Origin of the sequence: Clostridium sp. C2-6-12, from assembly GCF_009928485.1 — a bacterium.
In the GTDB taxonomy this organism is placed as follows: Bacteria; Bacillota; Clostridia; order Clostridiales; family Clostridiaceae; genus Clostridium.
This window is the reverse complement of record NZ_JAABNP010000005.1, coordinates 59,184-82,471: the sequence shown is the minus strand read 5'-3', so window position 1 is coordinate 82,471 and position 23,288 is coordinate 59,184. Positions and strand designations below refer to the sequence as shown.

23 protein-coding genes are annotated in these 23,288 nt (G+C 29.0%); all 23 read right to left on the bottom strand.

What is annotated here, in order from left to right; translation table 11 throughout:
• Positions 1 to 24: 24 nt before the first annotated feature.
• A complete protein-coding gene (locus GXK56_RS05985) occupies positions 25 to 663 on the bottom strand; it encodes a helix-turn-helix transcriptional regulator (RefSeq protein WP_160686193.1) in 639 nt (212 codons plus the stop codon).
• 189 nt (positions 664 to 852) lie between these two features.
• The gene (locus GXK56_RS05980; protein ID WP_160686191.1) at positions 853 to 1,512 is read right to left on the bottom strand and encodes a DUF4342 domain-containing protein; all 660 of its coding nucleotides are present in this window, start codon (positions 1,510 to 1,512) and stop codon (positions 853 to 855) included.
• A gap of 6 nt (positions 1,513 to 1,518) precedes the next feature.
• Complete coding sequence (gene recO / locus GXK56_RS05975) at positions 1,519 to 2,268, bottom strand: DNA repair protein RecO (protein ID WP_160686189.1); 750 nt, start codon at positions 2,266 to 2,268, stop codon at positions 1,519 to 1,521.
• Between the two features lie 25 nt (positions 2,269 to 2,293).
• A complete protein-coding gene (gene era, locus GXK56_RS05970) occupies positions 2,294 to 3,184 on the bottom strand; it encodes a GTPase Era (protein WP_160686187.1) in 891 nt (296 codons plus the stop codon).
• Between the two features lie 206 nt (positions 3,185 to 3,390).
• Positions 3,391 to 4,092 (bottom strand): diacylglycerol kinase, encoded by a 702-nt coding sequence (locus tag GXK56_RS05965; protein WP_160686185.1) that lies wholly within the window; start codon positions 4,090 to 4,092, stop codon positions 3,391 to 3,393.
• A 156-nt stretch (positions 4,093 to 4,248) separates the two neighbouring features.
• Positions 4,249 to 4,752: an rRNA maturation RNase YbeY gene (gene ybeY, locus GXK56_RS05960; RefSeq protein WP_160686183.1), complete on the bottom strand. Its 504-nt coding sequence runs from the start codon at positions 4,750 to 4,752 to the stop codon at positions 4,249 to 4,251.
• 9 nt (positions 4,753 to 4,761) lie between these two features.
• Positions 4,762 to 6,873, bottom strand: a complete 2,112-nt coding sequence (locus GXK56_RS05955; RefSeq protein ID WP_160686181.1) for an HDIG domain-containing metalloprotein — start codon at positions 6,871 to 6,873, stop codon at positions 4,762 to 4,764.
• A 69-nt stretch (positions 6,874 to 6,942) separates the two neighbouring features.
• Positions 6,943 to 8,070 carry a sporulation protein YqfD gene (yqfD, locus tag GXK56_RS05950; protein WP_160686179.1) on the bottom strand — a complete coding sequence of 376 codons (1,128 nt, stop codon included), beginning with the start codon at positions 8,068 to 8,070 and terminating at the stop codon, positions 6,943 to 6,945.
• Positions 8,071 to 8,076: 6 nt separating this feature from the next.
• Positions 8,077 to 8,355 (bottom strand): sporulation protein YqfC, encoded by a 279-nt coding sequence (yqfC, locus tag GXK56_RS05945; protein WP_160686177.1) that lies wholly within the window; start codon positions 8,353 to 8,355, stop codon positions 8,077 to 8,079.
• 242 nt (positions 8,356 to 8,597) lie between these two features.
• Positions 8,598 to 9,050, bottom strand: a complete 453-nt coding sequence (locus GXK56_RS05940; protein ID WP_160686175.1) for a GatB/YqeY domain-containing protein — start codon at positions 9,048 to 9,050, stop codon at positions 8,598 to 8,600.
• 30 nt (positions 9,051 to 9,080) lie between these two features.
• The gene (rpsU, locus tag GXK56_RS05935) at positions 9,081 to 9,257 is read right to left on the bottom strand and encodes a 30S ribosomal protein S21 (protein WP_003371500.1); all 177 of its coding nucleotides are present in this window, start codon (positions 9,255 to 9,257) and stop codon (positions 9,081 to 9,083) included.
• A 142-nt stretch (positions 9,258 to 9,399) separates the two neighbouring features.
• A complete protein-coding gene (locus GXK56_RS05930) occupies positions 9,400 to 9,744 on the bottom strand; it encodes a histidine triad nucleotide-binding protein (RefSeq protein ID WP_160686173.1) in 345 nt (114 codons plus the stop codon).
• A 208-nt stretch (positions 9,745 to 9,952) separates the two neighbouring features.
• A complete protein-coding gene (gene mtaB, locus GXK56_RS05925) occupies positions 9,953 to 11,356 on the bottom strand; it encodes a tRNA (N(6)-L-threonylcarbamoyladenosine(37)-C(2))-methylthiotransferase MtaB (RefSeq protein WP_160686171.1) in 1,404 nt (467 codons plus the stop codon).
• A 2-nt stretch (positions 11,357 to 11,358) separates the two neighbouring features.
• The gene (locus GXK56_RS05920; protein WP_160686169.1) at positions 11,359 to 12,123 is read right to left on the bottom strand and encodes an RsmE family RNA methyltransferase; all 765 of its coding nucleotides are present in this window, start codon (positions 12,121 to 12,123) and stop codon (positions 11,359 to 11,361) included.
• A gap of 210 nt (positions 12,124 to 12,333) precedes the next feature.
• On the bottom strand, positions 12,334 to 13,278 hold the full coding sequence (gene prmA, locus GXK56_RS05915; RefSeq protein WP_160686167.1) for a 50S ribosomal protein L11 methyltransferase: 945 nt from the start codon (positions 13,276 to 13,278) through the stop codon (positions 12,334 to 12,336).
• 187 nt (positions 13,279 to 13,465) lie between these two features.
• A complete protein-coding gene (gene trmB / locus GXK56_RS05910; RefSeq protein ID WP_160686436.1) occupies positions 13,466 to 14,122 on the bottom strand; it encodes a tRNA (guanosine(46)-N7)-methyltransferase TrmB in 657 nt (218 codons plus the stop codon).
• Positions 14,123 to 14,469: 347 nt separating this feature from the next.
• Positions 14,470 to 16,023 (bottom strand): nitrite/sulfite reductase, encoded by a 1,554-nt coding sequence (locus tag GXK56_RS05905; protein WP_160686165.1) that lies wholly within the window; start codon positions 16,021 to 16,023, stop codon positions 14,470 to 14,472.
• Between the two features lie 232 nt (positions 16,024 to 16,255).
• Positions 16,256 to 17,371: a molecular chaperone DnaJ gene (gene dnaJ, locus GXK56_RS05900; RefSeq protein WP_160686163.1), complete on the bottom strand. Its 1,116-nt coding sequence runs from the start codon at positions 17,369 to 17,371 to the stop codon at positions 16,256 to 16,258.
• A gap of 264 nt (positions 17,372 to 17,635) precedes the next feature.
• Complete coding sequence (gene dnaK, locus GXK56_RS05895; protein WP_160686161.1) at positions 17,636 to 19,489, bottom strand: molecular chaperone DnaK; 1,854 nt, start codon at positions 19,487 to 19,489, stop codon at positions 17,636 to 17,638.
• A gap of 104 nt (positions 19,490 to 19,593) precedes the next feature.
• Entirely contained in the window at positions 19,594 to 20,220 is a 627-nt protein-coding gene (gene grpE, locus GXK56_RS05890; protein ID WP_160686434.1) for a nucleotide exchange factor GrpE, read from the bottom strand.
• Between the two features lie 37 nt (positions 20,221 to 20,257).
• Positions 20,258 to 21,289, bottom strand: coding sequence for a heat-inducible transcriptional repressor HrcA (hrcA, locus tag GXK56_RS05885; protein ID WP_160686159.1), 1,032 nt, complete (start codon positions 21,287 to 21,289; stop codon positions 20,258 to 20,260).
• A 311-nt stretch (positions 21,290 to 21,600) separates the two neighbouring features.
• Positions 21,601 to 22,728 (bottom strand): radical SAM family heme chaperone HemW, encoded by a 1,128-nt coding sequence (gene hemW / locus GXK56_RS05880; protein ID WP_160686157.1) that lies wholly within the window; start codon positions 22,726 to 22,728, stop codon positions 21,601 to 21,603.
• A 106-nt stretch (positions 22,729 to 22,834) separates the two neighbouring features.
• A complete protein-coding gene (locus GXK56_RS05875; RefSeq protein ID WP_160686155.1) occupies positions 22,835 to 23,275 on the bottom strand; it encodes a hypothetical protein in 441 nt (146 codons plus the stop codon).
• Positions 23,276 to 23,288: the final 13 nt, after the last annotated feature.

The window sequence follows — 23,288 nt, the reverse complement described above, 5'->3', positions numbered from 1 at the left end:
AAGGCATCGTAGTTACCCTAATAACTAATCGCCGATTTCTCCAAGTTTAACAAATAATTTAGTTATATTGGTCTTGGAAACCTTCCCTATAATCTTTAATTGGTCCCTTCCATCGGTTCTTTTGACTGTTTCAACAACTGGAATACTATCAATTTCATGTTCTATTATTTTCTTAGCTACATCATATGCGTTATCATCCTTGTCAGCACAAATTATATTGGGCATTCTTGTCATGATTACACCAACTGGAACCTTATGTATGTCTGTTCCCCCTATTGAGATTTTAAGAAAATCTTTTCTAGAAACTGCTCCTGTAATTACTCCATTGTTTTCTATAAATAATGTCCCAACATCGTTTAGAAACAAGTATACGATTGCATCATATACCATTGTCTCCTCGCTTACTGTCACAGGTTTAGACATTATTTCAGATACTTTAACTTTACTGATATTTTGATAAACCATCCCATTAGATGTTTTACCGCTGTATACATAACCAACCTTAGGTCTAGCATCTAGACTACCAATCATAGTAAGCACTGCTAAATCTGCTCTAAGAGCAGCCCTAGTTACCCCTAGCTTTTCTGCAATAGCTTCACTTGTTATTGGTTGGTTCTCTTTTACTAAGCTTATAATTTCCTCTTGCCTAGGTGATAATTTCAAACTTATCCCTCTTTCTACAAATACAAGAAATATTTAGTGTATAATTACCACTCTTTTATTATATCATGTAATTATTGTTTGACTAGACTTAATTTTCAGAAAAATCAAATAAATTCACTAAATATTTCCCATATACTAATTTTATGTTTATTTTATATCTGTTTTACTCTTTATTTCTTTAGATTTCTTTTATTTTTTTTCTTCTTCTTTTTCTTCAATTCTATCTTCAACTTTTTCTTTTTCTTCTTCAAAGCTTACTGTATAAGTATAAACCGTATCAGAACCTGTATACTCTTTTGGCTTAACTTCACTTTTACTATCTTTTATATCATTTTTCATTTCATTTACTTTAGATATAACCATATCAGCAAAATCATTAGCTTTATTTTTAACATCATTTGCAACTTTAGATACTTGTGTATTTATAACTTCTACAGTTCCATCTTCATTTGTCACTTCTATTGTTATTTTAGTTGCTATGGCTGCAATTACACCTGCTGCAAGAATTGGTGGAATTACAAGGGCAACAACACCTGCTGCAATTCCTGCATTAACTGGAATATCAATCAATTTAACATCATCTTTTTTAATCTTTATCCTTGTGACATTTCCTTTTTCAATTATTTGCTTAATCCAAGCCTTTAGCTCTTCAATAGAAATTGCTGCTTTACTTTCAAACTCACCTTCAGAACCTTCGTTATTATTTGATGCCTCCTGAGTTTTTTCAATATAAATTAAAGCTTCTAATACATCTCCTTCGCTTGCTTCTAAAGCCTCTTTTGCTTTTTCATAAGTTACTCCTGTTCTTTCTCTGACCATATCAACTTTTTCCAATGTTAATTTTTCCATAAATTATCACTCCTTAATAAAATTTAACATTTCCAAACTTTTGGGCTTTCTTGAATAGTTATTGCTGATTAAAAAAGTTGTTACTTTTTCTATTTCTGCTTTTATTTCATTGCTCAAATTTAATCTATATAATTTATCTACATTCAAGTTCATCAAAAATCTCAAAGCATTATATGCCCCTTTTGAAATAAATAACCCATGTTCTTTAGGACATTCCTCACATACTCCTCCATAATAAGATAAACTTATATAATTTGAAGACGATATTTTTTTTCTACAAATACTGCAATTATCTAACGACAAATTATATCCTGTGGACTTTAATAATTTTAATTCAAAAGCCCTTATTAGCAATTCGTAATCTAATGCATCTGTATTCAATAAATATAATGTCGTAACTAAGTTCCTAAAAAGCCCAACATTAATATCCTCATCTGTACAGGCAATATCTATAAGCTCACATAAATAAGATGAATAGGTAAGCTTATGCAAATTATCCAAAAGCCCTTGAAAGGAATTTAATATTTTTCCTTCTTGAAGTGTATATAAATTTTTCCCTTTATACACCATATATTCCCCATAACATAAAGGTAACGTTAAGGCTAAAAACTTACTCTTGCTTTTTTTAGCACCTCTAACTATTGCCGTAATCTTACCCAGCTTTTCAGTATAAAACCAAACTAATTTGTCATTTTCTTTAAAATCCTGCGTTTTTATAATAACAGCCTTAGTTTCTATAGTGGACAGATTCATCACCCCTATTATTAATTATTCATTAAATTTACTTTTTCGCCTTATACCCTAATTCCTTTAACAAATTTTGATTGTCTCTCCACTCTTTTCTAACTTTAACCCATATCTTAACATTTACTTTTGCTCTTAAGAATTTTTCTAGCTCAAATCTTGCAGTTTCTCCAATTTTCTTAAGCGTTTGCCCATTTTTTCCTATTATTATTCCTTTGTGAGAATCCTTTTCACATATTAAATCTACTTCTATATGATATGTTCCTCTTTCATTTTGTTTCATCTGAATTATATCTACTGCTATACCATGAGGTACCTCATCTCTTAAATTTCTTAGTGCCTTTTCTCTAATTATCTCTGCTACTACAAATTTCTCTTGTACATCAGTTATCATATCATCTGGATAATATTTAGGACCTTCAGGCATTGCATTTTTCATAAGTTCTAATAACTTATCAACATTTTTACCCTTAATTGCAGCTATTGGAACTATTTCCGCAAATTCAAACTCCTTAGAATACATTTCTAAGCTTTTGGCTACTCTATCCTGAGTACTTTCATCTACTTTATTTAACACTAAAAATACTGGGCATTTCTTTCCTTTTAAGGTTTCTAAGATAAATTTATCTCCCTTACCTATTTCATCATCTGGGTTAGTTAAAAACAACACTAAATCAACATCATTAGTTGACTCTTTTGCTGAATTCACCATGTATTCACCTAATTTATGCTTAGGTTTATGTATACCTGGAGTATCAACAAATACTATTTGATAATCTTCTCCTGTTAATATGGTTTGAATGTTATTTCTTGTTGTTTGGGGCTTGTTTGAAACTATAGATAACTTTTCTCCCATTATGTAGTTTAATAAAGTTGACTTACCAACATTAGGTCTTCCAACTATTGTAACAAATCCTGATTTAAACATCTTTTCCTCCTAAAAATAAGCTTCTTAATTTAAAAATTTAAAAGCTAAAATAACATTATGCTACTTTACAAATAGTATACTCTATTTATAAGTTAATTGACAATGTGTAATATTATTTCACTGTTTTTCTAATTTGAAATAACTGTGATTCTAGAAAAGTTCCGTATTTTACTGCGTAATCTTTTTATAAGTGTCTGTTTTTTTACTTATAGTCTAAATAGAGTAAAAATAAATAACGTTAATATTATTCCAAAAATAGCGCCAACTATTACTTCTAAAATACTATGAACTTCTGAATCAACTCTACTTTGTGCAGTTATAAACGCCAACAAAAAACTTAGTAATATACAAATTGGTTGCTCTGTTATAAGTGATATTGCTGTTGCAATAGAAAAACCTAAAGCACTATGACCACTTGGCATTCCTCCTTTTAAAGGAGTTCCTTCCCCAAATATAGCTTTTGCAATAATTGTTGCAATACAAACTATTATTAATACAATAAGCATAGTATATGGTTCAGAATTTTTTACTTTTCTAATTAAATCAAATGAAAAGCTAGATAACTTATCCCAAAATATAATATATCCAACTAAAACAGCACTAATAGCAGTAACTAAAACAGCACCTGCCGCAGCATTTTTAGCTACCTTAGCTAAAGGATGATAATAATTAGTGGTCATATCTATTGCAGCTTCTATTGCAGTATTAATAAGTTCAGCAGCTATAACCATCGTTATAGTAACTGCTAATATAAGAAATTCAAATTTACTTATATCAAAGAAAAAGCTAGCAATTAATACTCCAACAGCTGCAATTAAATGTATTTTCATATTTCTTTCTGTTCTTACAGTATCAATTATTCCCGTTATTGCATTATTGAAACTTTCTAGTGTCTTTTTCACCTTCATTTATCCACCCACTTTATTCAGTTATGAGTTAAAAGTTATATGCAATTTTAAATCCTTTTCCTATTTTTACCAAAAAATCATTATTTAATTTTAGAAATCTTCGTCTTAAGATTTCCTCTCTAACTCATAACTTTAAAATCTTAACTCTTAACTGATTTACCCTCTTGTTATTTTAAGCTGATTTAATATTTCTTCCTCTCTACTTCTCATAACACTTTTTTCATCGTCCTCCATATGATCATATCCTAATAGATGTAGCACTGAATGAACTACTAAATAAGATGCTTCTCTTTCATATGAATGATTAAACTCTCGGCTTTGTTCTAATGCTTTTTCTAAAGAAAGCACTATATCACCAAGAACAAGTTCTTCTCCATCAAAATCAACTGGAGAAAATTTATAGTCTTTATATATTTCCTTAAATACCTTTTTATCTTCATATTCTAACATTGGAAATGATAATACATCTGTTTCTCTGTCTATTCCCCTAGTTTCTTTGTTAATTGCTTTAATTTCTTCATTATCTACAAATAGTAAAGAAATTTCACACTCTATATTAACTTCCTCTTCTTTTAACGCAAAATTAATCACTTCTATTAATTTACTTATAAATTCTTCAGTAACTTCTAATTTTTTTTGTCTATTATCTGTATAAATCATTTATTTCACTTACTCCTTAGTTTCATTATTTTCTTTATTTTCAAAGTTTAAATCTTTTATTTTTTCTTTTGGATATTCTATTCTCTGATGATATATTCCATTTAGAGCATTTAAGAAACACAACCTAATTTTTTCTATATCCTTTAATGTTAAATTACAATTATTTAACTGACCTGTTGACAATTTATCATTAATTATACAATTAACCATTTCATTTATTTTTTCTTTGCTAGGCTCTTTAATTGACCTTACAGAAGCTTCAACACTATCTGCAAGCATTACTATACCTGCTTCTTTTGTACTTGGTATAGGTCCTTCATACATATAATCTTCTTCTTTAATTTCATCGGGATATTTTGCATTATTTTTCATAGTATAATAAAAATATTTCACCAATGTTTTTCCATGATGCTCAGCTATAATATCCTGAATTATTTGTGGTAATTTATATTTTTTAGCTAACTCAAGTCCATCCTTTACATGGGATTTTATTAACATTGCACTTAAATTAGGAGGAATATTACTATGAGGATTTTCTCCTCCCATTTGATTTTCACCAAAGAAATAAGGTCTCTCAGTTTTTCCAACATCATGATAATAACTTCCTATTCTTGTAATTACCGAATTAGCCCCGACTTCTTCTGCCGCCATTTCAGCAATATTAGCAACCAGCATACTATGGTGATATGTTCCTGGCGCCTCCATTAGTAATTTTTTCAAAAGTGGATTATTAGGGTTTGATAATTCTAGCAGTTTCAACGTAGTAACTTCATTAAAGCCACCTTCTAAAAATGGAAGTATACCTAATGCGAATATACCTGATAAAAGTCCACCTGCAATTGTAATAGCTCCTTTTATGAGTACATCAATAAAATTACTTGATATTAATATTCCAGTAGATAATGTTAATACTGTACTTACAACGGCAATAATACCCGTTGAATATAGCAACTCATTTCTTTGCTGCATCCTTTTTAGTAAAGTAGACCCCAGTATAGAGCTAACAATTCCTAAAATCATTATTTGAATATCAAATCCATTTAACGCCCCTATTAAAATAATATTTAAACTACTTACTACAAAAGCTAGTTTATAATTAAAAAATAATGTAAGCATCATTGGTGCACATGCGAAAGGTATCAAAAAAGGAGAAATTATCCCTATAGTTCTTGCTAATAACAATGATATTATATTAATAACACTTATTAGTATAAGCTTTCCAGTGTTATCAAATATAACTTTATAATTTAATTTAATAAAATTATATTGAAGAAAAAGAATCATTGCTAAAAATACTGCCAAAGCTAAATATACATAAAAATTTCCTGTTTCATTTTGATCACTTAACATTCCCAACTCTGATAAAATATCTATCTGACTTTGTGTAACTGGTTCTCCTTCTTTTACTATGGTTTGATTTTGCTTTATAATTACCTTTGATATATTTTTCTGTGCTTCTTGTATTTTTTCTTCTGTTTTTTCTTTGTCATAAAAAACATTTGGATTTATTTTCGATGAAATAATTGTTTTCAAAATATTGGTAATTCCTGGATCTAAGTTTAATTCTTCTATTTTAGATGCAGCAATATCTCTTTCATTTTTAATAGCTACTTCATCATTTTCATTTATATTTTTTGCATACGCTTTATCAACAATAGCAATAATTTTCATCTCTAAATCTGATAATGTTTCTTTAGGAATTGTTATCAAAACTTTAGCTTGATCTTCCGTAAATTTAAATCCTGCTAACTTATTTAATTCATTTATTTTATCACTTTCTTTTAGAGTTGTTGAAGAATTAGACATGTTCCCTATATCTATTAATTTATCAAATAAAGCTTTAACATCATCCTCTGCAGCTTTTTTAACTTCTGTTTTTAAGGTATACTGCTGCCCAACCTTTTCTAATGCCTGCCCTTCTTTTTCCTTTGTGGCTTTTTCATCAACTATATCTCTTGGTGCTTTTATATCTACCCTAGGTATATCACCTGCTTTTAAAGTATATTGCTTTGGAGCAATTGCAGTGATAAGTAATAAATAAACTATACTAAACACAACTAAGAATAATGTAACTCTTTGACTTCTACTATTTCTAGTTTCATTATTTTTCTTTATATTCATGTTATTCACCTTTTCATCCATAATAAATTATTAGACACTATACTTACATTTGACAATTAATAAATATGTTTAAGATATATTTTCTGCTATATCTTGTTCTACTGTAAATATTACTTTAACTAATATAGTTCCATCCTTAACATCTTCAACTATGACTTTACTATCAATAATATTAGCATCATTACTAAGCGTCTTTTTTAAAGAAGCTTGAAGCTTTTCTTTAGCTTCTTTAATTGTACTTTCTCTATCTAAATTTATACTTTTACCTGTCTTTTCAAAATATGTTATTTTCCTAAAACATCCATTTGTTTCTTCTATTTTATCATAATAAGCAAATCCATTTATAGCTTTTTTTAAGTAAAACTTTTTTCCAAAAAAACTCAAATAAATATCACTATTTTTTCTTCCTGTTCTTTCAAGTTTCTCTCCACTTATTTGAATTTCCATAAATTTTTCATAAAATGTATTTGCTATAACTGTTCCACTTGGTTTCACTTCTATTTGAAATCCATCTCTCCCCTGAATTGGCAATATCAAATTATCACCTTTCTTTACAATGCTTCCTGGAACCACAGCTGGATTTCCTGAATTGGTATATATTCTTTTTACCTCTCCATCCATTTTAGCTATAACTTGATTAAACGATGTCTTTTCTATAGATGGTGGATTTACCTTTTCTTTAACTAATAATTTTAATGTAGACCCTTCTATTCTTACTCTAATCCACATTATTTCAGGATTTAAATTTTCCATTTGTTTTTCTAATTCTCTTACATTTATTTTAGATTTCTTTAACCCTGGTTTTATTCCGATATTTGAAAGTTGCTGTCTTATCTCAAAGGGAGATAAATTCTTTTGTGTTTGTATATCTACAGCCCATATATAATTAGATAAAAAATATATAACTAAAAAAAATATAAAAGCACCAATAACTAAAGAAATTTTTCTTTTCATTTTCATAATTAGCACTATTATACCACTTGTATTGACTATTATCACTTTCCCTTTATTTTTTTTTATTATTTCTTCAACTTTTTTATAATCATATATATATATAGCAAACCTGATTGTTGCCATATCAACTTTTACAACATTACAAGTATAAATTTCCTTATCCCAAAGTGCATTTAATATCTTTTCTGGCATTAATGAACTTACTTCTATGGTTACTTTGCCTAATTTCCTTTTATTAAACATATTATTTTACCTTTCATAAGAGATACCTTTAAAAATTCCACTTATAGTGATACTGTTCTCAGCTATAAAAAGTATCTCAAATTCTGCTCCTTGTATTAATATTGCTCCTATTCTAGAATTTATTTTAACCATATTAGTTTCAAAGAATATAATGCCTTTATGATTTTCTATAGTAATTTCTCTGTTTCCTATAACTATTATCTTTGGTAAATCCAATGAAATATCCTTTGGAAATTCTAATTTATTAAGTATTTTTTCTTTACCTTTTTGAAGTTTTCCCTCCATCTTATCCTCCTACATAAACTTCTTCATTTTAATTTATGATAGGAATGAAAGTTTAATTCATTAAAATTACCAAATCAAATTCCTAATTATTAAACTTCTAATTTTACTTAACATTTATTTAATGCACTTTTAATTATGATTTTACATAATTATTAAATATATTAGCTTTCTATTAATTTATATTTATAATAATCTTTTGAAGTTAAATAGAAAAAGAACTCAAGAAATCTTGAGTTCTTTTTCTATTTATTATTTAAATATTCTTTAACAATTTCACTTACAAGTTTGCCATCAGCTTTTCCTACTACTTTAGGCCTAACAGCTGACATAACTTTACCCATATCTTTAATGCTATTTGCACCCAATTCTTCTGCTGATTCTTTTACTATTTGTTTTATTTCTTCTTCACTTAACTGCTGAGGAAGGTATTTCAACAAAATTTCTATTTCGGCATTACACTGATCTACTAAATCTTGTCTATTACCTTTTTCAAACTCAAGAATAGATTCTCTTCTTTGTTTGACTTCTTTAGCTAATATACTAATTACTTCATCCTCTTCAAGCACTCTATTATCTGTTTTTTCAACAATTAACAGAGCAGCTTTAGCTGTACTAATTACATTAGCTGTGAATTTATCTTTCGCTTTTAAAGCAGCTTTCCAATCATCTTGTAATCTATCTTTAATTGCTGACATATTTGTACCTTCTTTCAAAAGAAAATATCATTATTTGAACTTTCTCTTTCTAGCAGCTTCTGATTTTTTCTTTTTCTTAACGCTTGGCTTTTCATAATGTTCTCTCTTTCTAACTTCAGAAAGAACCCCAGCTCTAGCACATTTCTTCTTAAATCTTCTTAACGCACTTTCAAGTGTTTCGTTTTCTCCAACTTTAATTTCTGACATTTAATATCCCTCCCTCCGCTAGCTTATATTAACTCAGCTATGGGCTTAATAACACATGCTATATTATACAATATTTAAACAAACAATGTCAAGAAATTAAGAAAAAATCTCAATAGATTTCTCTATTAAATTTTTCTTAATTTTAGCCTGGTGGCCATTGCATATTTCTTCCACCAAGTACATGAAAGTGAATATGGTTTACTGTCTGTCCTCCATCTTCACCGCAATTATTAATAATTCTATATCCTTTATCTGCAATATTAAGTTCTACTGCTAATTTATTAATAATCTTAAATATATGCGAAATGACATCAACATTATTATCATTTAAATTATTAGCACTTTGGATATGTTCTTTAGGTATAACCAAAAAATGGACGGGTGCTTCTGGATTTATATCATAAAAAGCATATACTTTATCATCTTCATACACTTTCTTACTTGGAATTTCTCCCTTTGCAATTTTACAAAATAAACAATCTTCCACAATTTTCACCCCCAATCTTAAAGCGGTTAACAGTTTAGAGTTAAGAATTAACAGTCTTATTATGTATGAATTCCTTCTTAGTTTACTAAGCTTAGCATATATAAAAATTATATATAAATATTCAATCCATATATTATATATGCAATACTTTTAGCTTACAAAATAAACACTATTATTTGTTACCACTTTCTATATATTATATCAAAATTTATAGTGCATTTCCAGCAACATAATCACCATTTGCTTCTTTTATATGACATGGAATTATTTTTCCTATCATATTCTCATTCCCATTAATTATTTCTACTTTTACATAATTTCGAGTGTAACCTTCAAACACCCCTGGCTTTTTAGAAACTTCCTGCTCAACTAAAACATCCATTTCTCTTCCGACCAAGGATTTACTAAAGTCTCCCTCATTTTTCCCATTTAATTCAATTAATGCTTTACTTCTGTTTTCTTTAATTGCACCATCTACTTGATTAGGCATATCTGCTGCTTTAGTACCTTTTCTAGGACTAAATTTAAATATATGAGTTTTGGTTAACTTTATTCTCTTTAAATATTCATAAGTCTCATTGAATTCCTCATCTGTTTCCCCTGGGAAACCTACTATTACATCAGTAGTTATTGAAGCATCCTTTAAATTTTCTCTTATCTTATTAACTGCCTCTTCATATTCTTTAGCAGTGTATCTTCTATTCATTCTTTTTAAAGTAGCATCACAGCCACTTTGAAGTGATAGGTGAAATTGAGGACAAAGCTTATTCATGTTTTTCATTTTTGCAATCACTTCATCAGTAAAGAAACTTGGTTCTATGGAACCAATTCTCACTCGTTCTATTCCATCCGTTTTTTCAATTTCTTCTAATAAAGTTATTAAAGTTATATTTCCCTCCAAATCAACTCCATAAGAAGCTGTATGGATTCCAGACAATATTATTTCTTTAAAGCCATGTTCTGATAGTTTCTTTATTTCATTCAATACCTTCTCTGGATCTTTAGAGCAAGTTGTTCCTCTTGTATACGGAATTAAGCAATATGCGCAAAACCTGTTACATCCATCTTGTATCTTTAAAAATGCTCTTGTTTTATCTTGATATTCTTCTATATTTAAATCTTCGAATTCTTTATTTTTTAAAACTTCACCAACCATTAACTGTGACTTTTGCTCATCCTTAGCCTTATTTACATAATAAACAATATCACCCTTATTTCTAGTTCCAAGAACAACATCTACACCTTCTATTTTAGCTACTTCTTCTGGTGAAACTTGCGAATAACAACCAACTGCAGCAATTATTGCATTTTCATTTGTTCTTCTTGCTCTACTTATTATCTGTCTTGACTTTTTATCACTCATATTTGTTACTGAACAAGTATTAATAACATAAACATCAGCAAAATTTTCAAAATCAGTTACTTCATAGCCTTCTCGTATGAATTTTTCAGCCATAGCTTCTGTTTCATAATGATTTACTCTGCAGCCTAGAGTTGAAAATGCCACAAGAAGCTTTCCTTCAGTAGCTTTTCTTATTTTTTTGTCAGAAATATTTTTAATTTGAACTTTTTCATTATTTACTCTAACTATTTTAATTTGGTTTTCTCCCATTACTATAGGCTTCCTCCTAAGTCTCCCAGTTCATACTGAATTAAAGCTGTTGCCGTAAATCCAGCTGTTTCTGTTCGTAATATTCTATTTCCAAGTGTTACAATATAAAAGCCCTCTTTTTTTAAAGAATTAATTTCTTCCTCTTCAAATCCACCTTCAGGCCCTATTAAAATACCAACATTTTTTATATTATTTAACTCCCTATTTTCATTTTTAAGACGCTTTGTAAGGCTCTTAATACCAAAATCTTCTGCATTCTCATAAGGGATTATAACTAAATCCATTTCTTTAAGTTGTTTTATTGCTTTATCAAAATCAATAACTTCTTTTACCTGTGGAACAATACTTCTTTTTGATTGCTTTGATGCTTCTAAAGCAATTCTATTTAACCTATCAAGCTTTTTGAATTCTCCTTTAAGCTTTACATCTACTCTAGCTGTAATTGTAGGAATAAATTCAACCACTCCAAGTTCTGTTCCCTTTTGAACTATTAAATCCATCTTTTGACCTTTTGGAAGTCCTTGAAACAGATATACTTTAACATTGCTTTCATTATTTATATCCAGCTTTTTAATTATACTAACTATAACTTCATTTTTAGTTATAGCCTTTATTTCGCCTAAATACTCTATTCCCTCGCAATTATTTAATACTACTTCTTCACCTTCAGCTAATCTTAAAACTTTATATATATGTTTGACATCATCACCTAAAATTTTTCCTTCTGTTTCAGTAATATTATGAGGTTCTGTAAAAAATTTATGCATAAAACACCTCCCCTTTATTCAGTTAACAGTTATAAGTTAACTGTTGTGGATGAAATCCCTTACTGGATTTCTTTAATTATAAGCTCTTATTTTTAGAAAAGTTCAATATTTCAGCACAGGTGCATATCTGTTTTGCTTACATGTATTCATTTTATAAAATTCCCTGGAATTTCTTCATTAACTATTCACTTTTGCTTAATTCTTCATTTACTATTTAACTACTTTTGCAACTATACAGTTCCATTCACCATCTTTGTTTATTTCAATTACTTCAAAACCACATTCCTTAAATTTTTCCGTAACCATATCAACTCTATCATGTATTATTCCAGAAGTAATAAATAATCCACCATCATTTAATGCTTTTTTAACATCTTCAGTTAAAATGCATATGATTTCTGCTATTATATTAGCAACTACTATATCTGCTTTTCCTTCTACTACATCTAGAAGATTTCCTTCTAGTATTTCTATGTTATTTAAATCGTTAAATCCTATATTTTCTTTAGAAGAATCAACTGCAACAGGGTCTAAGTCTACTCCAACAACATGTTTTGCTCCAAGTTTTGCAGCAGCAATTGCAAGTATACCAGAACCACATCCAACATCAAATACAGTTGTATTAGGTTTTACATACTTATCCAAAGCTTGAATGCACATCCTTGTAGTTTCATGTGTTCCTGTTCCAAATGCCATTCCCGGGTCTAATTCTATAATTAAATCTCCATCTTGTTTTTCATATTCTTCCCAGATTGGTTTAATAACAATTTTATCTGTTATTTTAACTGGCTTATAATATTGTTTCCAATTATTAGCCCAATCTTCCTCGTTCATTGTTTTAGCTTCTACTATTCCTTCTCCAATATCAAATCCCATTTCCTTAAGTTCTGAAAGTTTTTCTTTTACATATTCAACAATTTCATCAACTTTATCATCTTGTGAAAAATACGCCTTAACTACAGCTGCTGTTCCTTTATGCTCCAATATATTTATATCTGCAAAATCCCAAGTTAATGGCCCTTGCTCTCTAGAAAGTAAATCCTCAGGATCCTCAATTGCAACATTTGGGCAATTTAATCCATAAAATATTCCTGATATAGGCTCTAAAGCCTCACTCTTTGTAATTACACTAACTTCTATCCATATTCCGTCCATTTATTATATCCTCCCTTTAAATCAGTTAACAGTTAACAATGAACAATTATGTTTGAAATCCTCTCTAAGTGGATTTATTTAAATATATACTTCCATATACATTTAACTGCAATTATAACTATAGATTATTAACTAACTTAATATTTTTTATATTTTTACAAACTTACATTTAATACTTTTAATTATATTAACCTTTTACAGCAATTAAAAATTTAGTTTTTATTCCCTGCTCAGTAAACATCTTTTCATGTTCTGTTTCTACATTTCCTTCAAAATCACTGTTATGAAGATCATAAGTTATAAATTTAATATTTAAACCAGCTTCTTTAAAGTATTCAAGCGATTCTTCAAATAATTCATCATCATCGGTTTTAAAATAAATCTCACCTTCATCTTTTAAAAACAATTTATATTGTTCTAGTTGTCTTGTATGAGTCAGTCTTCTCTTTTTGTGCTTTCCTTTTGGCCAAGGATTACAAAAATTTATGTATATTCTACTTATTAAATCATCTTCTCCTAAAATTTCATTAATAAGCCCTATTTCTTGTGCCATTAGCTTTATATTATCTAATACAGCATTTTTTTCTTCATATGCTTTTTCAATATTTCTTTTAGCTAACCCAAGAACTTCATCTTTAATATCAATAGCTATATAATTTATATTAGGATTTTCTGATCCATGTACTGCTATAAAAGTACCTTTTCCACATCCAAGTTCTAAATATATAGGTTTATCATTTCCAAAAGCTTCTTTCCATTTTCCTTTATATTTCTTAGGCTCTATAACAAAAAATCTACAACCTTCAAGCTCAGGTCTAGCCCATGGCTTTTTTCTCATTCTCATGTTATTCACTCCATCTTTTATCTGATGTCTAGCCACTATAACACTCCTATCTTTAAGTGAGAGTCCAAATTTTATATTTGGCTTCTCGAACTTATGCAAATTCGTTTAGAATTTGTATTCTTTATATCAGAGATAACAGTAGCACGACCCTAGATAAGTTCAACTTAACCTTCAACTGGAGATTATAACTCCCTGTAAAGCTAATTTTCACTTTATCATTCATAATAATTATACATATAAAAAATTATATTGCAATTTTTTATTTACGGAAAGTTCTTTAAAATAGAAATCCTTCGTGATGTAGGTTTTCTCACGAAGGATTTTCATATATATCTAAAATATCTGATTTAAGCTCTATTATATTTCTCTATAAATTCTACTAATTCGCTTTCATTATTTTCAACAAAATCATAAAAATCAACATTTTTCTTTTCTATAAGCAATGCTAATTCATATAAAAATTCCGGCACTTCAGAAGCAAGTATATCTCCATAAACTTTACCAAGTCTAGCTTTTCCTATTGCAAAAGCTCCATTTATATGAAGTTCAAATGCATCCTCTACGTTATCATTTATTCTCTTACGTTTTCCTGTAAGTCCAATTCCAACTATTTCATGAACACCACATGAATTTCCGCATCCTGATATGTGTACCTTAGGTAATATATCTTTTTTATAACCTTTTTCATCAAAATAATTAATTATATTATTTAATGTCTTTTGACTTTCTAAAATTCCAACCTGACATATTGGAACTCCAATACAAGAAACACTTTGTGCTATAGATGTTTCTCCTCCAAGACCTTGTGTTAAATCTAAAACTTTTTTTGCTTCTTCCCCATTTAAATTTCTAAAATAAATACCTTCTGTCATTGTAAGTCTTATTTCTAAATCTTCTATTTCTTTTACATTGTTTAAAATATTTCTTAACTCTTCAACATAAATTTGACCGCCTATTGGATGAAAATATACGCTATACAATCCTTTTTGTTTTTGCTCATACAACCTAGGATGCTTTATATTAATTTCTTTACCTTCTTTAGTATATTCCTTCAATTCAACTTCTAAAGCTAATTCTTCTGAATTCTTAACTGCTTTTAAATGTTCTTTATATACTTCTATAAACTTATCTTCACCTAATCTATCAACTATGTATCTTATACGTGCTTTATTTCTATTTTCATAATCTCCTTCAGCTATAAATAAGTTGGTTATAGCCTCAACATGATATAAAACCTCCCTTGCCTCAATAAGTTCATCATATTCAACGCCTAATTTAGGGTTTCTTCCAAGTCCTCCACCAATATAAACCTTAAAATACTTTTTATTATCTTTTTCAACTGCTAAAAATCCTAAATCAGCAACAGTTGCATGGCCTAAATCCTCATTACTGCTTGAAAATGATACCTTAAGCTTTCTTGGTAATTTATATGTTGTTATTTTGCTTAAAAAGTGATTATTTACAGCCAAAGCATATGGAGTTACATCAAATGCTTCTGTTTTATCTACTCCTGACAATGGTGATAATGCCACATTTCTTGGATAGTTTCCTCCACCACCTCTAGAATATATATCATTATCAATTCCATCCTTCATTATTCCACATACTTGATCTATTGATAAATTATGATATTGCACGGCTTCTCTTGTTGTTAAATGAAATTTTTCTAATTCATATTTATAAGCTATGTCACACAACCAATTCATTTGTTCTACACTAGATATTCCTGAAGGTATTCTAAGTCTTATCATAAATTCTTTTTTGCTGCGTTCTGAATAAACTCCCATTCCTCCAGAAACCTTTTTAAAATCTGCTACAGAAACTTCTTCTTTCAAAAATTTATTTCCTAGTTCCCTGAATTCTTCTATTTCAACCAATAATTTTTCTTTTAAATTTTTCAAGACAATTCCTCCTATTTCTGTTTAACAATATATAATTACTAATGTAACAAATACACTTCTTTATAGTTGAATTACTATTTTAAAATGAATTTATAAATTAGATCATAACTATTATAACTCAATCTCAAAAACAATACTATAGTTATCGGAATTATAGACTATATTTTTTAGATAAATAAATGGGAACCATTCTAAGACTGACTTTCTCAAAATAGTTCCCATTATAATTTAATTATTTATTTTTTCCAAATAATTTTTTCTTTGGTGCATTAGCTTCATCAACTTCTTCACCTGAAGCTTTCATAAATGCATATAAGGCTTCTTTTTGTTCTTTATTCAATGTCTTTGGAACATCAACTATAACTTTTACATATTGATCTCCTTTTCCACTTGAATTAACTCTTTGAATACCCTTACCTTTTAGTCTGAACATAGTTCCAGATTGGGTTCCAGCAGGTACAGTATATTTAACATTTCCATCTACTGTAGCTACAGTTATCTCCGTACCTAAAGCAGCTTTAGACATAGAAATATGAGTATCTAAATATACATCGTTACCTTTTCTAGTAAATATCTTCGATGGAGTTACATTTATTCTTACATATAAATCTCCAGGACTTCCACCTCTTAAGCCATGTTCGCCTTGTCCTCTTAGAGGCATTACATTACCTGTATCAACACCAGCTGGAATATTAACTTTAATATTCCTTGTCTTTCTAACGCTACCTTTTCCTCTACAATGAGAACATGGTTTTTCTATTATTTTTCCAGTTCCTCTACATGTGTCACAGGTTGAAGTCGAAACAAAACTTCCAAGAGGAGTTTGTCTTTGAACTCTTACCTGACCTGCACCTCCACAAGTTGGACAAGTTTTTGAACTTGTTCCAGGTTCCGCACCACTTCCGCTGCAATGTTCACAATTTTCACTTCTAGTAACTGATATCTCTTTTTCAACTCCAAATATAGCTTCTTCAAAAGTTAATGTAATTGTATATTCAAGGTCATTTCCTCTTACAGGTCCATTTCTTCTTCTAGAGCTTCCGCCCCCTCCAAAGAAAGATTCAAAAATGTCACCAAAACCTCCCATGTCAAAGCCGTCAAAACCGCTAAAACCACCTGTTCCATCAAAAGCAGCCGATCCAAATTGATCGTATTTTGATCTCTTTTCAGGATCTGATAAAATTTGATAAGCTTCATTTATTTCTTTAAATTTCGCTTCTGCTTCCTCATTTCCTTGATTTTTATCTGGATGATACTTTACAGCTAATTTTCTAAAGGCTCTCTTTATTTCGTCGTCACTTGCACCTTTTTGAACTCCAAGGACTTCGTAATAGTCTTTATTTGCCATTTGTTTCATTCACCACCTAGTACTTTATCAGTGTACAATTTACAGTTTAAAGTAAAATTACTGCAATGTACGATTCATAATTAAAATTTAGCATAATCTAAGTTATAACTAAAGAACAATATCTTCTCCTATCATAAATATGCAATTTATAAAAGGAAAACACACAATATTGTTTTCTGAAATATACTTTAGAAAAGGGAAGACGTTCTTGCCTTCCCTATCCTATTATATTGATAATTCTTGTTTATTACAACTTAAATTATCTTATTTATCGTCATCAACCTTAAAGTCTGCATCTACAACATTATCATCATGTGGTGCACTTTGAGCTCCTGCTCCACCAGCTGCAGCATTTGGATCAAATCCTGCACCTTCTGCTCCTCCAGCTTGTTGATACATCTTAGTAGCTATTGGATAGAATGATTGATTTACTGCTTCAATTGCTGCTTTAATTGCTTCTACATCATCACCATCTTTTACTTTCTTAAGGTCTTCAATCTTAGCTTTAACTGCATTCTTTTCTTCTTCAGTAGCTTTATCTCCAACTTCATTTAATGTCTTTTCTATTTGATAGATTGTTTGATCAGCGTTGTTTAAAGCTTCAACTTTTTCTTTTCTCTTCTTATCTTCTTCAGCAAATTTTTCTGCTTCTTTTACAGCTTTATCCACTTCATCATCACTTAAGTTAGTTGAAGCTGTAATTGTAATATTTGCTTCTTTTCCAGTTCCTTTATCTAATGCTGATACTTTAACAATACCATTAGCATCTATATCAAATGTAACTTCAATTTGAGGAATTCCTCTTGGAGCTGGAGCTATTCCTGAAAGTGTGAATCTTCCTAATGACTTGTTGTCCATAGCCATTTGTCTTTCACCTTGAACTACATTGATTTCAACTGAAGTTTGATTATCTGCTGCAGTTGAGAATACTTGGCTCTTCTTTGTTGGAATAGTTGTATTTCTTTCGATTAATGGAGTTGCAATTCCACCAGCTGTTTCAATACCAAGTGTTAATGGAGTAACATCTAGTAACACTACGTCTTTAACTTCTCCTGTAAGTACTCCTGCTTGAATAGCTGCACCAACTGCAACGCATTCATCTGGGTTAACTCCCTTAGAAGGTTCTTTACCTGTAAAGTTCTTAACAGCTTCTTGTACAGCTGGAATTCTTGTTGATCCACCAACTAAGATTATTTTATCAATATCATTTAATGAAAGTTTAGCATCTGCTAATGCTTTCTTCATTGGTTCAATACTTCTTTCAACTAAATCATGAGTAATTTCATTGAATTTTGCTCTAGTTAATGTTAAATCTATATGCTTTGGACCTGTTGCATCAGCTGTGATAAATGGTAAGTTAATGTTTGTTTGTTGTGATGATGATAATTCAATTTTAGCTTTTTCAGCTGCTTCTTTTAATCTTTGAACTGCCATTTTATCTTGTAATAAATCTATACCATTTTCAGCTTTAAATGTATCAGCAATGTAGTGCATAACTTTTTCATCAAAGTCATCTCCACCTAGTTTAGTATCACCATTAGTAGATAATACTTCGAATACTCCGTCTCCAAGGTCTAGAATTGATACGTCGAAAGTACCACCACCTAAGTCATAAACTAAAATTTTGTGCGCTGAATCCATCTTATCTAAACCATAAGCTAATGATGCTGCTGTTGGTTCGTTTATAATTCTTAATACTTCAAGTCCTGCAATCTTTCCTGCATCCTTAGTTGCTTGTCTTTGACTGTCATTGAAGTAAGCTGGTACAGTAATAACTGCTTGAGTTACTGTTTCACCTAAATAAGCTTCAGCATCAGCTTTAATCTTTTGAAGTACCATAGCTGAAATTTCTTGTGGTGAATATTGTTTTCCATCTATGTCAACTTTATGAGCTGTACCCATATGTCTTTTTATTGAAATAACTGTTTTATCTGGATTAGTAATCGCTTGTCTTTTAGCTACTTGCCCTACTAATCTTTCTCCATTTGCTTGGAATGATACAACTGAAGGAGTAGTTCTTGCACCTTCTGAATTAGCTATAACTGTTGGTTCTCCACCTTCCATAACTGCTACACATGAATTTGTAGTTCCTAAATCAATTCCTATAATTTTTGCCATTTTTTTATTCCTCCTAAAACTTTATTTAGTTTATTTTAATTTGAATCTTGCATTTTAAGTTTTATATATTATTAATTAATTTCTTAATAAGTTTTTTTAATTTATTAATTTGCTACCTTAACCATTGAATGTCTTATTATCTTATCATCTTTTTTGTATCCTTTTTGAAATACTTCTGCTATAACATTATTCCCTAAGTTTTCATCTTCTATATGCATTACTGCATTATGAAGATTTGGATCAAACTCTCCTGTAGTGTCTATTTCTTGAACACCAAGTTTTGCAAATGAATCTTGGCAGCCTTTCATTGTCATTTCAATTCCTTTTTTAAGATCCTCTATGCTTCCATCTGCTGATATAGCTCTTTCTAAATTATCAATGATTGGAATAATTTCCTTCAATACATCTACATAAGCATCACTGTATATTCCTTCTTTTTCTTTTATAGTTCTCTTTCTGTAGTTATCATATTCAGCTGTCAATCTTAATAATCTGTCTTTTGTCCCATCTAATTCTTCTTTTAATTTTTCATTTTCTTCTTTTAAAGTTTTTACTATATTTAATTCACTATCATCTGAATTTTCTTCTACTTCAGACCCTTCTTCACGAACTTCACTAACATTTTCTTCTTTTAATTCTTCATTATTTACAGCTTCATTTTCATTAACTGCTTCTTCCTTAACCTCTGCATTGTTCAGTTCTTCATTGTTTACATCTTTTTTTTCTTCCATCACTAAAACATACACCTCTTCTCTTTCAATCTATCTATTATATTTTTTGATTACTTAATATAGCATTAAGCTCTTTTATAACTTCTGACATGATTGCTATTACTTTTGAATAATTAATCCTTCTAGGTCCTATTAATCCAATTTTTCCTATTGGTCTATCTCCAAAAGAATATTCTGCTGATATTATGCTGCAATCCTTAGCTTGTTCTTTATAATTTTCATCACCTATACTAATTGTAATATTGTCCTTTGGATTAAATAATTCCAATAATGATTCTTTATCATTGAAAAGTGACAGTATTTCTTTAGCCTTATCAATATCATTGTACTCTGAATAATTGAATATATTGGTTGTTCCCTCCATAAATACTTCTGCTTTCTCAGATGCATTTAATGTTTCATATAAAATAGGCAATAACGCACTAAATATTTCCTCATATTCACCCAAATCTCTTTTTAAGTTATTAATTACTTCTAAATTAATTTCTTCTATAGAAAGATTTACTAATCTACTGTTAATAACTTGATTTATACGCATTAAGGTTTCAACTGGTGGAACTCCATTATTCAATTTCATTATGTGATTTTTTATTAGTCCAGTATCCGTAAGAAAAACTGACACTAAATTAAAATCATCTACTTTAATAAGCTGTATTGATTTGACAAAGCTTTTTCTAACTGATGGAGATTCAATTACACAGGTTAATTTTGTAAGTTCTGATAATAAAGCACTTGTTTGTTTTACTATTTTATCTACTTCAAGCATTGCAGAATCAATTATATATTGCTTAATTCTCAAATTTTCTTCAACAGTTAATCTTTGATTATCCATGAGTTTATCAACATACAATCTGTAGCCCTTGCTAGAAGGAATTCTGCCTGCAGAAGCGTGAGGTTGTTCTAAGTATCCCATATCTTCAAGATCAGCCATTTCATTTCTTATAGTCGCAGAACCTATACCCAAATCATAGTTTTTAGCAATTGTTCTTGATCCTACAGGGTCTCCTGTACGAATATAGTCATTGATAATAGCTTGAAGTATCCTAATCTTTCTTTCATCAATACTCATAACTTCACCTCTTTTTGTTAGCACTCATTAACATCGAGTGCTAATGACTATGTCTTTAATATATTATTTATGATGTTTTTTGTCAATTCTATTTATTTTTATTTTAGATAGATATACTTATTAATAATTTGATTTTTTGAATTTATATCTTTATATCTCCTATTTTCTCGCTTTTTCTTTAGTATTCATTCAAATCACAATAATGCGCATGTGTTACAATGACAACTATATATCTATAAATTTGTGCGTATAATCAACCTAAGATAATATAAATACAAAACTTTAATTTCTGCATATATATTACAAATTAATTATGAAAATATAAAGTCACTCATAACATAATTAGAAATTTCAATTCCCTTTTCACTTAAAAATAGTCTTTCCGAATTGCAAATCAATAATTCCTTTTTTATATTTTTTTCAATTGAATCTCTGTAAACTTCATAAATATTCTTATTAAACCTATTTCTAAATTCGTTTATGCTTATACCTTCAATCATTCTAAGTCCCATAAACATAAATTCCTCCATGTCATCCTCGATATCATTTACATGTATTTCTTCAACTACACTTTCATTATTATTTATTTTCATTATATATGCTTGAATATCATCTATATTCTTAATTCTCTTATTATCAATAAAAGAACTTGCTGCTACTCCTAATCCTAAATACTCATTACATTTCCAATAAACTTTATTATGAAAGCATTCTTTTCCATGCTTTGAAAAATTTGATATTTCATATTGATGGTACCCATATCTATTCAAAATTTGCTTTGTATATAAATACATTTCTCTTTCTTGATTTTCTTCCGGCAATTCAAGTTTATCCTTCTCATATAATTTATAAAATAAAGTTCCTTCTTCAATTATTAAGCTATAAGCTGAAATATGTTCAGGTTCTAATTTTACTATCTCTTCCAAAGAATCCTTCCAATCATTAAATTTTTGTTTTGGTAATCCAAACATTAAATCAACATTTATATTATTAAAGCCAATTTCCCTAGCCAAGAAATAATTATTTTTAAATTCTTCATAACTATGTATTCTTCCGATTTCTTTTAAAATAGAATTTTTAGTAGATTGCAATCCCATGCTGATTCTATTTATATTATTACTTTTCATTATCTCTAGTTTTTCCCTGCTTAATGTTCCTGGATTACATTCTATAGTAAATTCTAAATTCTCTTTCAAATTTAATTTATTTAAAGTTATCAATAAACTTAATAAACTTGAATCTTTTAAATAGGAAGGAGTACCACCTCCAATAAATATGCTTTTTATAATATACTGATCAGCTTTATCTAATATTTCTTTATTCAATGCTTCTATATATTCATCCATAAATCTTTCTTTACCTGCATATGATGGAAAATCACAATAAAGGCATTTTTGTTTGCAAAATGGAATATGTATATATAAAGAGATCTCTTTCATTTATAATCCTCCTGTACAAAACTTATAATATATGGCAAAAAATACTTGCAGAAATGATTAAACATCACTGCAAGTATTTTTGCTGCATTTTTTAGCTTATTGATTATTATGCTAATAATTTTTCTGCTTGTTCTTTTAATAAACTGATTTTACTTTCTGCATCCACCACTGAAAAGCTATATACATCTACAAAGTTATGAAAATAATTAGCAAATGATATTCGTTTATTACGCTTTATTTCCAATTTTTCCCCAACTTCTTCAAGAAAATCAACTTCTTTTTCTTCATATTCTCCATCAATAAGAGCAAGTCCTATTAATTCAAAATAAATGATATTTTTGTTTCTTTCAGAGGAATCTTTTAAACTTTCATATATAGAATCTGGATGAACTGCGAATATTTCATTTTCTTTTAAATTTAATTCTTCAAGATAATCATCATAAAGAGTTTGTTCTTCTTTAGCAAAAACATTATCTGAGTTTGCTAGAATTTTTACTAATTGCATAAATGCAATTCCTTCACTTTTACTTAATTCATTTAAAAACATCTAAACCCCTCCC

Excerpts from the sequence above, each read along its gene's own strand:
- GXK56_RS05980 (WP_160686191.1), bottom strand. The coding sequence starts at position 1,512 with ATGGAAAAATTAACATTGGAAAAAGTTGATATGGTCAGAGAAAGAACA.
- era (WP_160686187.1), bottom strand. The coding sequence starts at position 3,184 with ATGTTTAAATCAGGATTTGTTACAATAGTTGGAAGACCTAATGTTGGT.
- GXK56_RS05965 (WP_160686185.1), bottom strand. The coding sequence starts at position 4,092 with ATGAAGGTGAAAAAGACACTAGAAAGTTTCAATAATGCAATAACGGGA.
- ybeY (WP_160686183.1), bottom strand. The coding sequence starts at position 4,752 with ATGATTTATACAGATAATAGACAAAAAAAATTAGAAGTTACTGAAGAA.
- GXK56_RS05955 (WP_160686181.1), bottom strand. The coding sequence starts at position 6,873 with ATGAATATAAAGAAAAATAATGAAACTAGAAATAGTAGAAGTCAAAGA.
- yqfD (WP_160686179.1), bottom strand. The coding sequence starts at position 8,070 with ATGTTTAATAAAAGGAAATTAGGCAAAGTAACCATAGAAGTAAGTTCA.
- yqfC (WP_160686177.1), bottom strand. The coding sequence starts at position 8,355 with ATGGAGGGAAAACTTCAAAAAGGTAAAGAAAAAATACTTAATAAATTA.
- GXK56_RS05940 (WP_160686175.1), bottom strand. The coding sequence starts at position 9,050 with ATGTCAGCAATTAAAGATAGATTACAAGATGATTGGAAAGCTGCTTTA.
- rpsU (WP_003371500.1), bottom strand. The coding sequence starts at position 9,257 with ATGTCAGAAATTAAAGTTGGAGAAAACGAAACACTTGAAAGTGCGTTA.
- mtaB (WP_160686171.1), bottom strand. The coding sequence starts at position 11,356 with ATGGGAGAAAACCAAATTAAAATAGTTAGAGTAAATAATGAAAAAGTT.
- GXK56_RS05920 (WP_160686169.1), bottom strand. The coding sequence starts at position 12,123 with ATGCATAAATTTTTTACAGAACCTCATAATATTACTGAAACAGAAGGA.
- prmA (WP_160686167.1), bottom strand. The coding sequence starts at position 13,278 with ATGGACGGAATATGGATAGAAGTTAGTGTAATTACAAAGAGTGAGGCT.
- trmB (WP_160686436.1), bottom strand. The coding sequence starts at position 14,122 with ATGAGAATGAGAAAAAAGCCATGGGCTAGACCTGAGCTTGAAGGTTGT.
- dnaJ (WP_160686163.1), bottom strand. The coding sequence starts at position 17,371 with ATGGCAAATAAAGACTATTACGAAGTCCTTGGAGTTCAAAAAGGTGCA.
- dnaK (WP_160686161.1), bottom strand. The coding sequence starts at position 19,489 with ATGGCAAAAATTATAGGAATTGATTTAGGAACTACAAATTCATGTGTA.
- grpE (WP_160686434.1), bottom strand. The coding sequence starts at position 20,220 with ATGGAAGAAAAAAAAGATGTAAACAATGAAGAACTGAACAATGCAGAG.
- hrcA (WP_160686159.1), bottom strand. The coding sequence starts at position 21,289 with ATGAGTATTGATGAAAGAAAGATTAGGATACTTCAAGCTATTATCAAT.
- hemW (WP_160686157.1), bottom strand. The coding sequence starts at position 22,728 with ATGAAAGAGATCTCTTTATATATACATATTCCATTTTGCAAACAAAAA.
- GXK56_RS05875 (WP_160686155.1), bottom strand. The coding sequence starts at position 23,275 with ATGTTTTTAAATGAATTAAGTAAAAGTGAAGGAATTGCATTTATGCAA.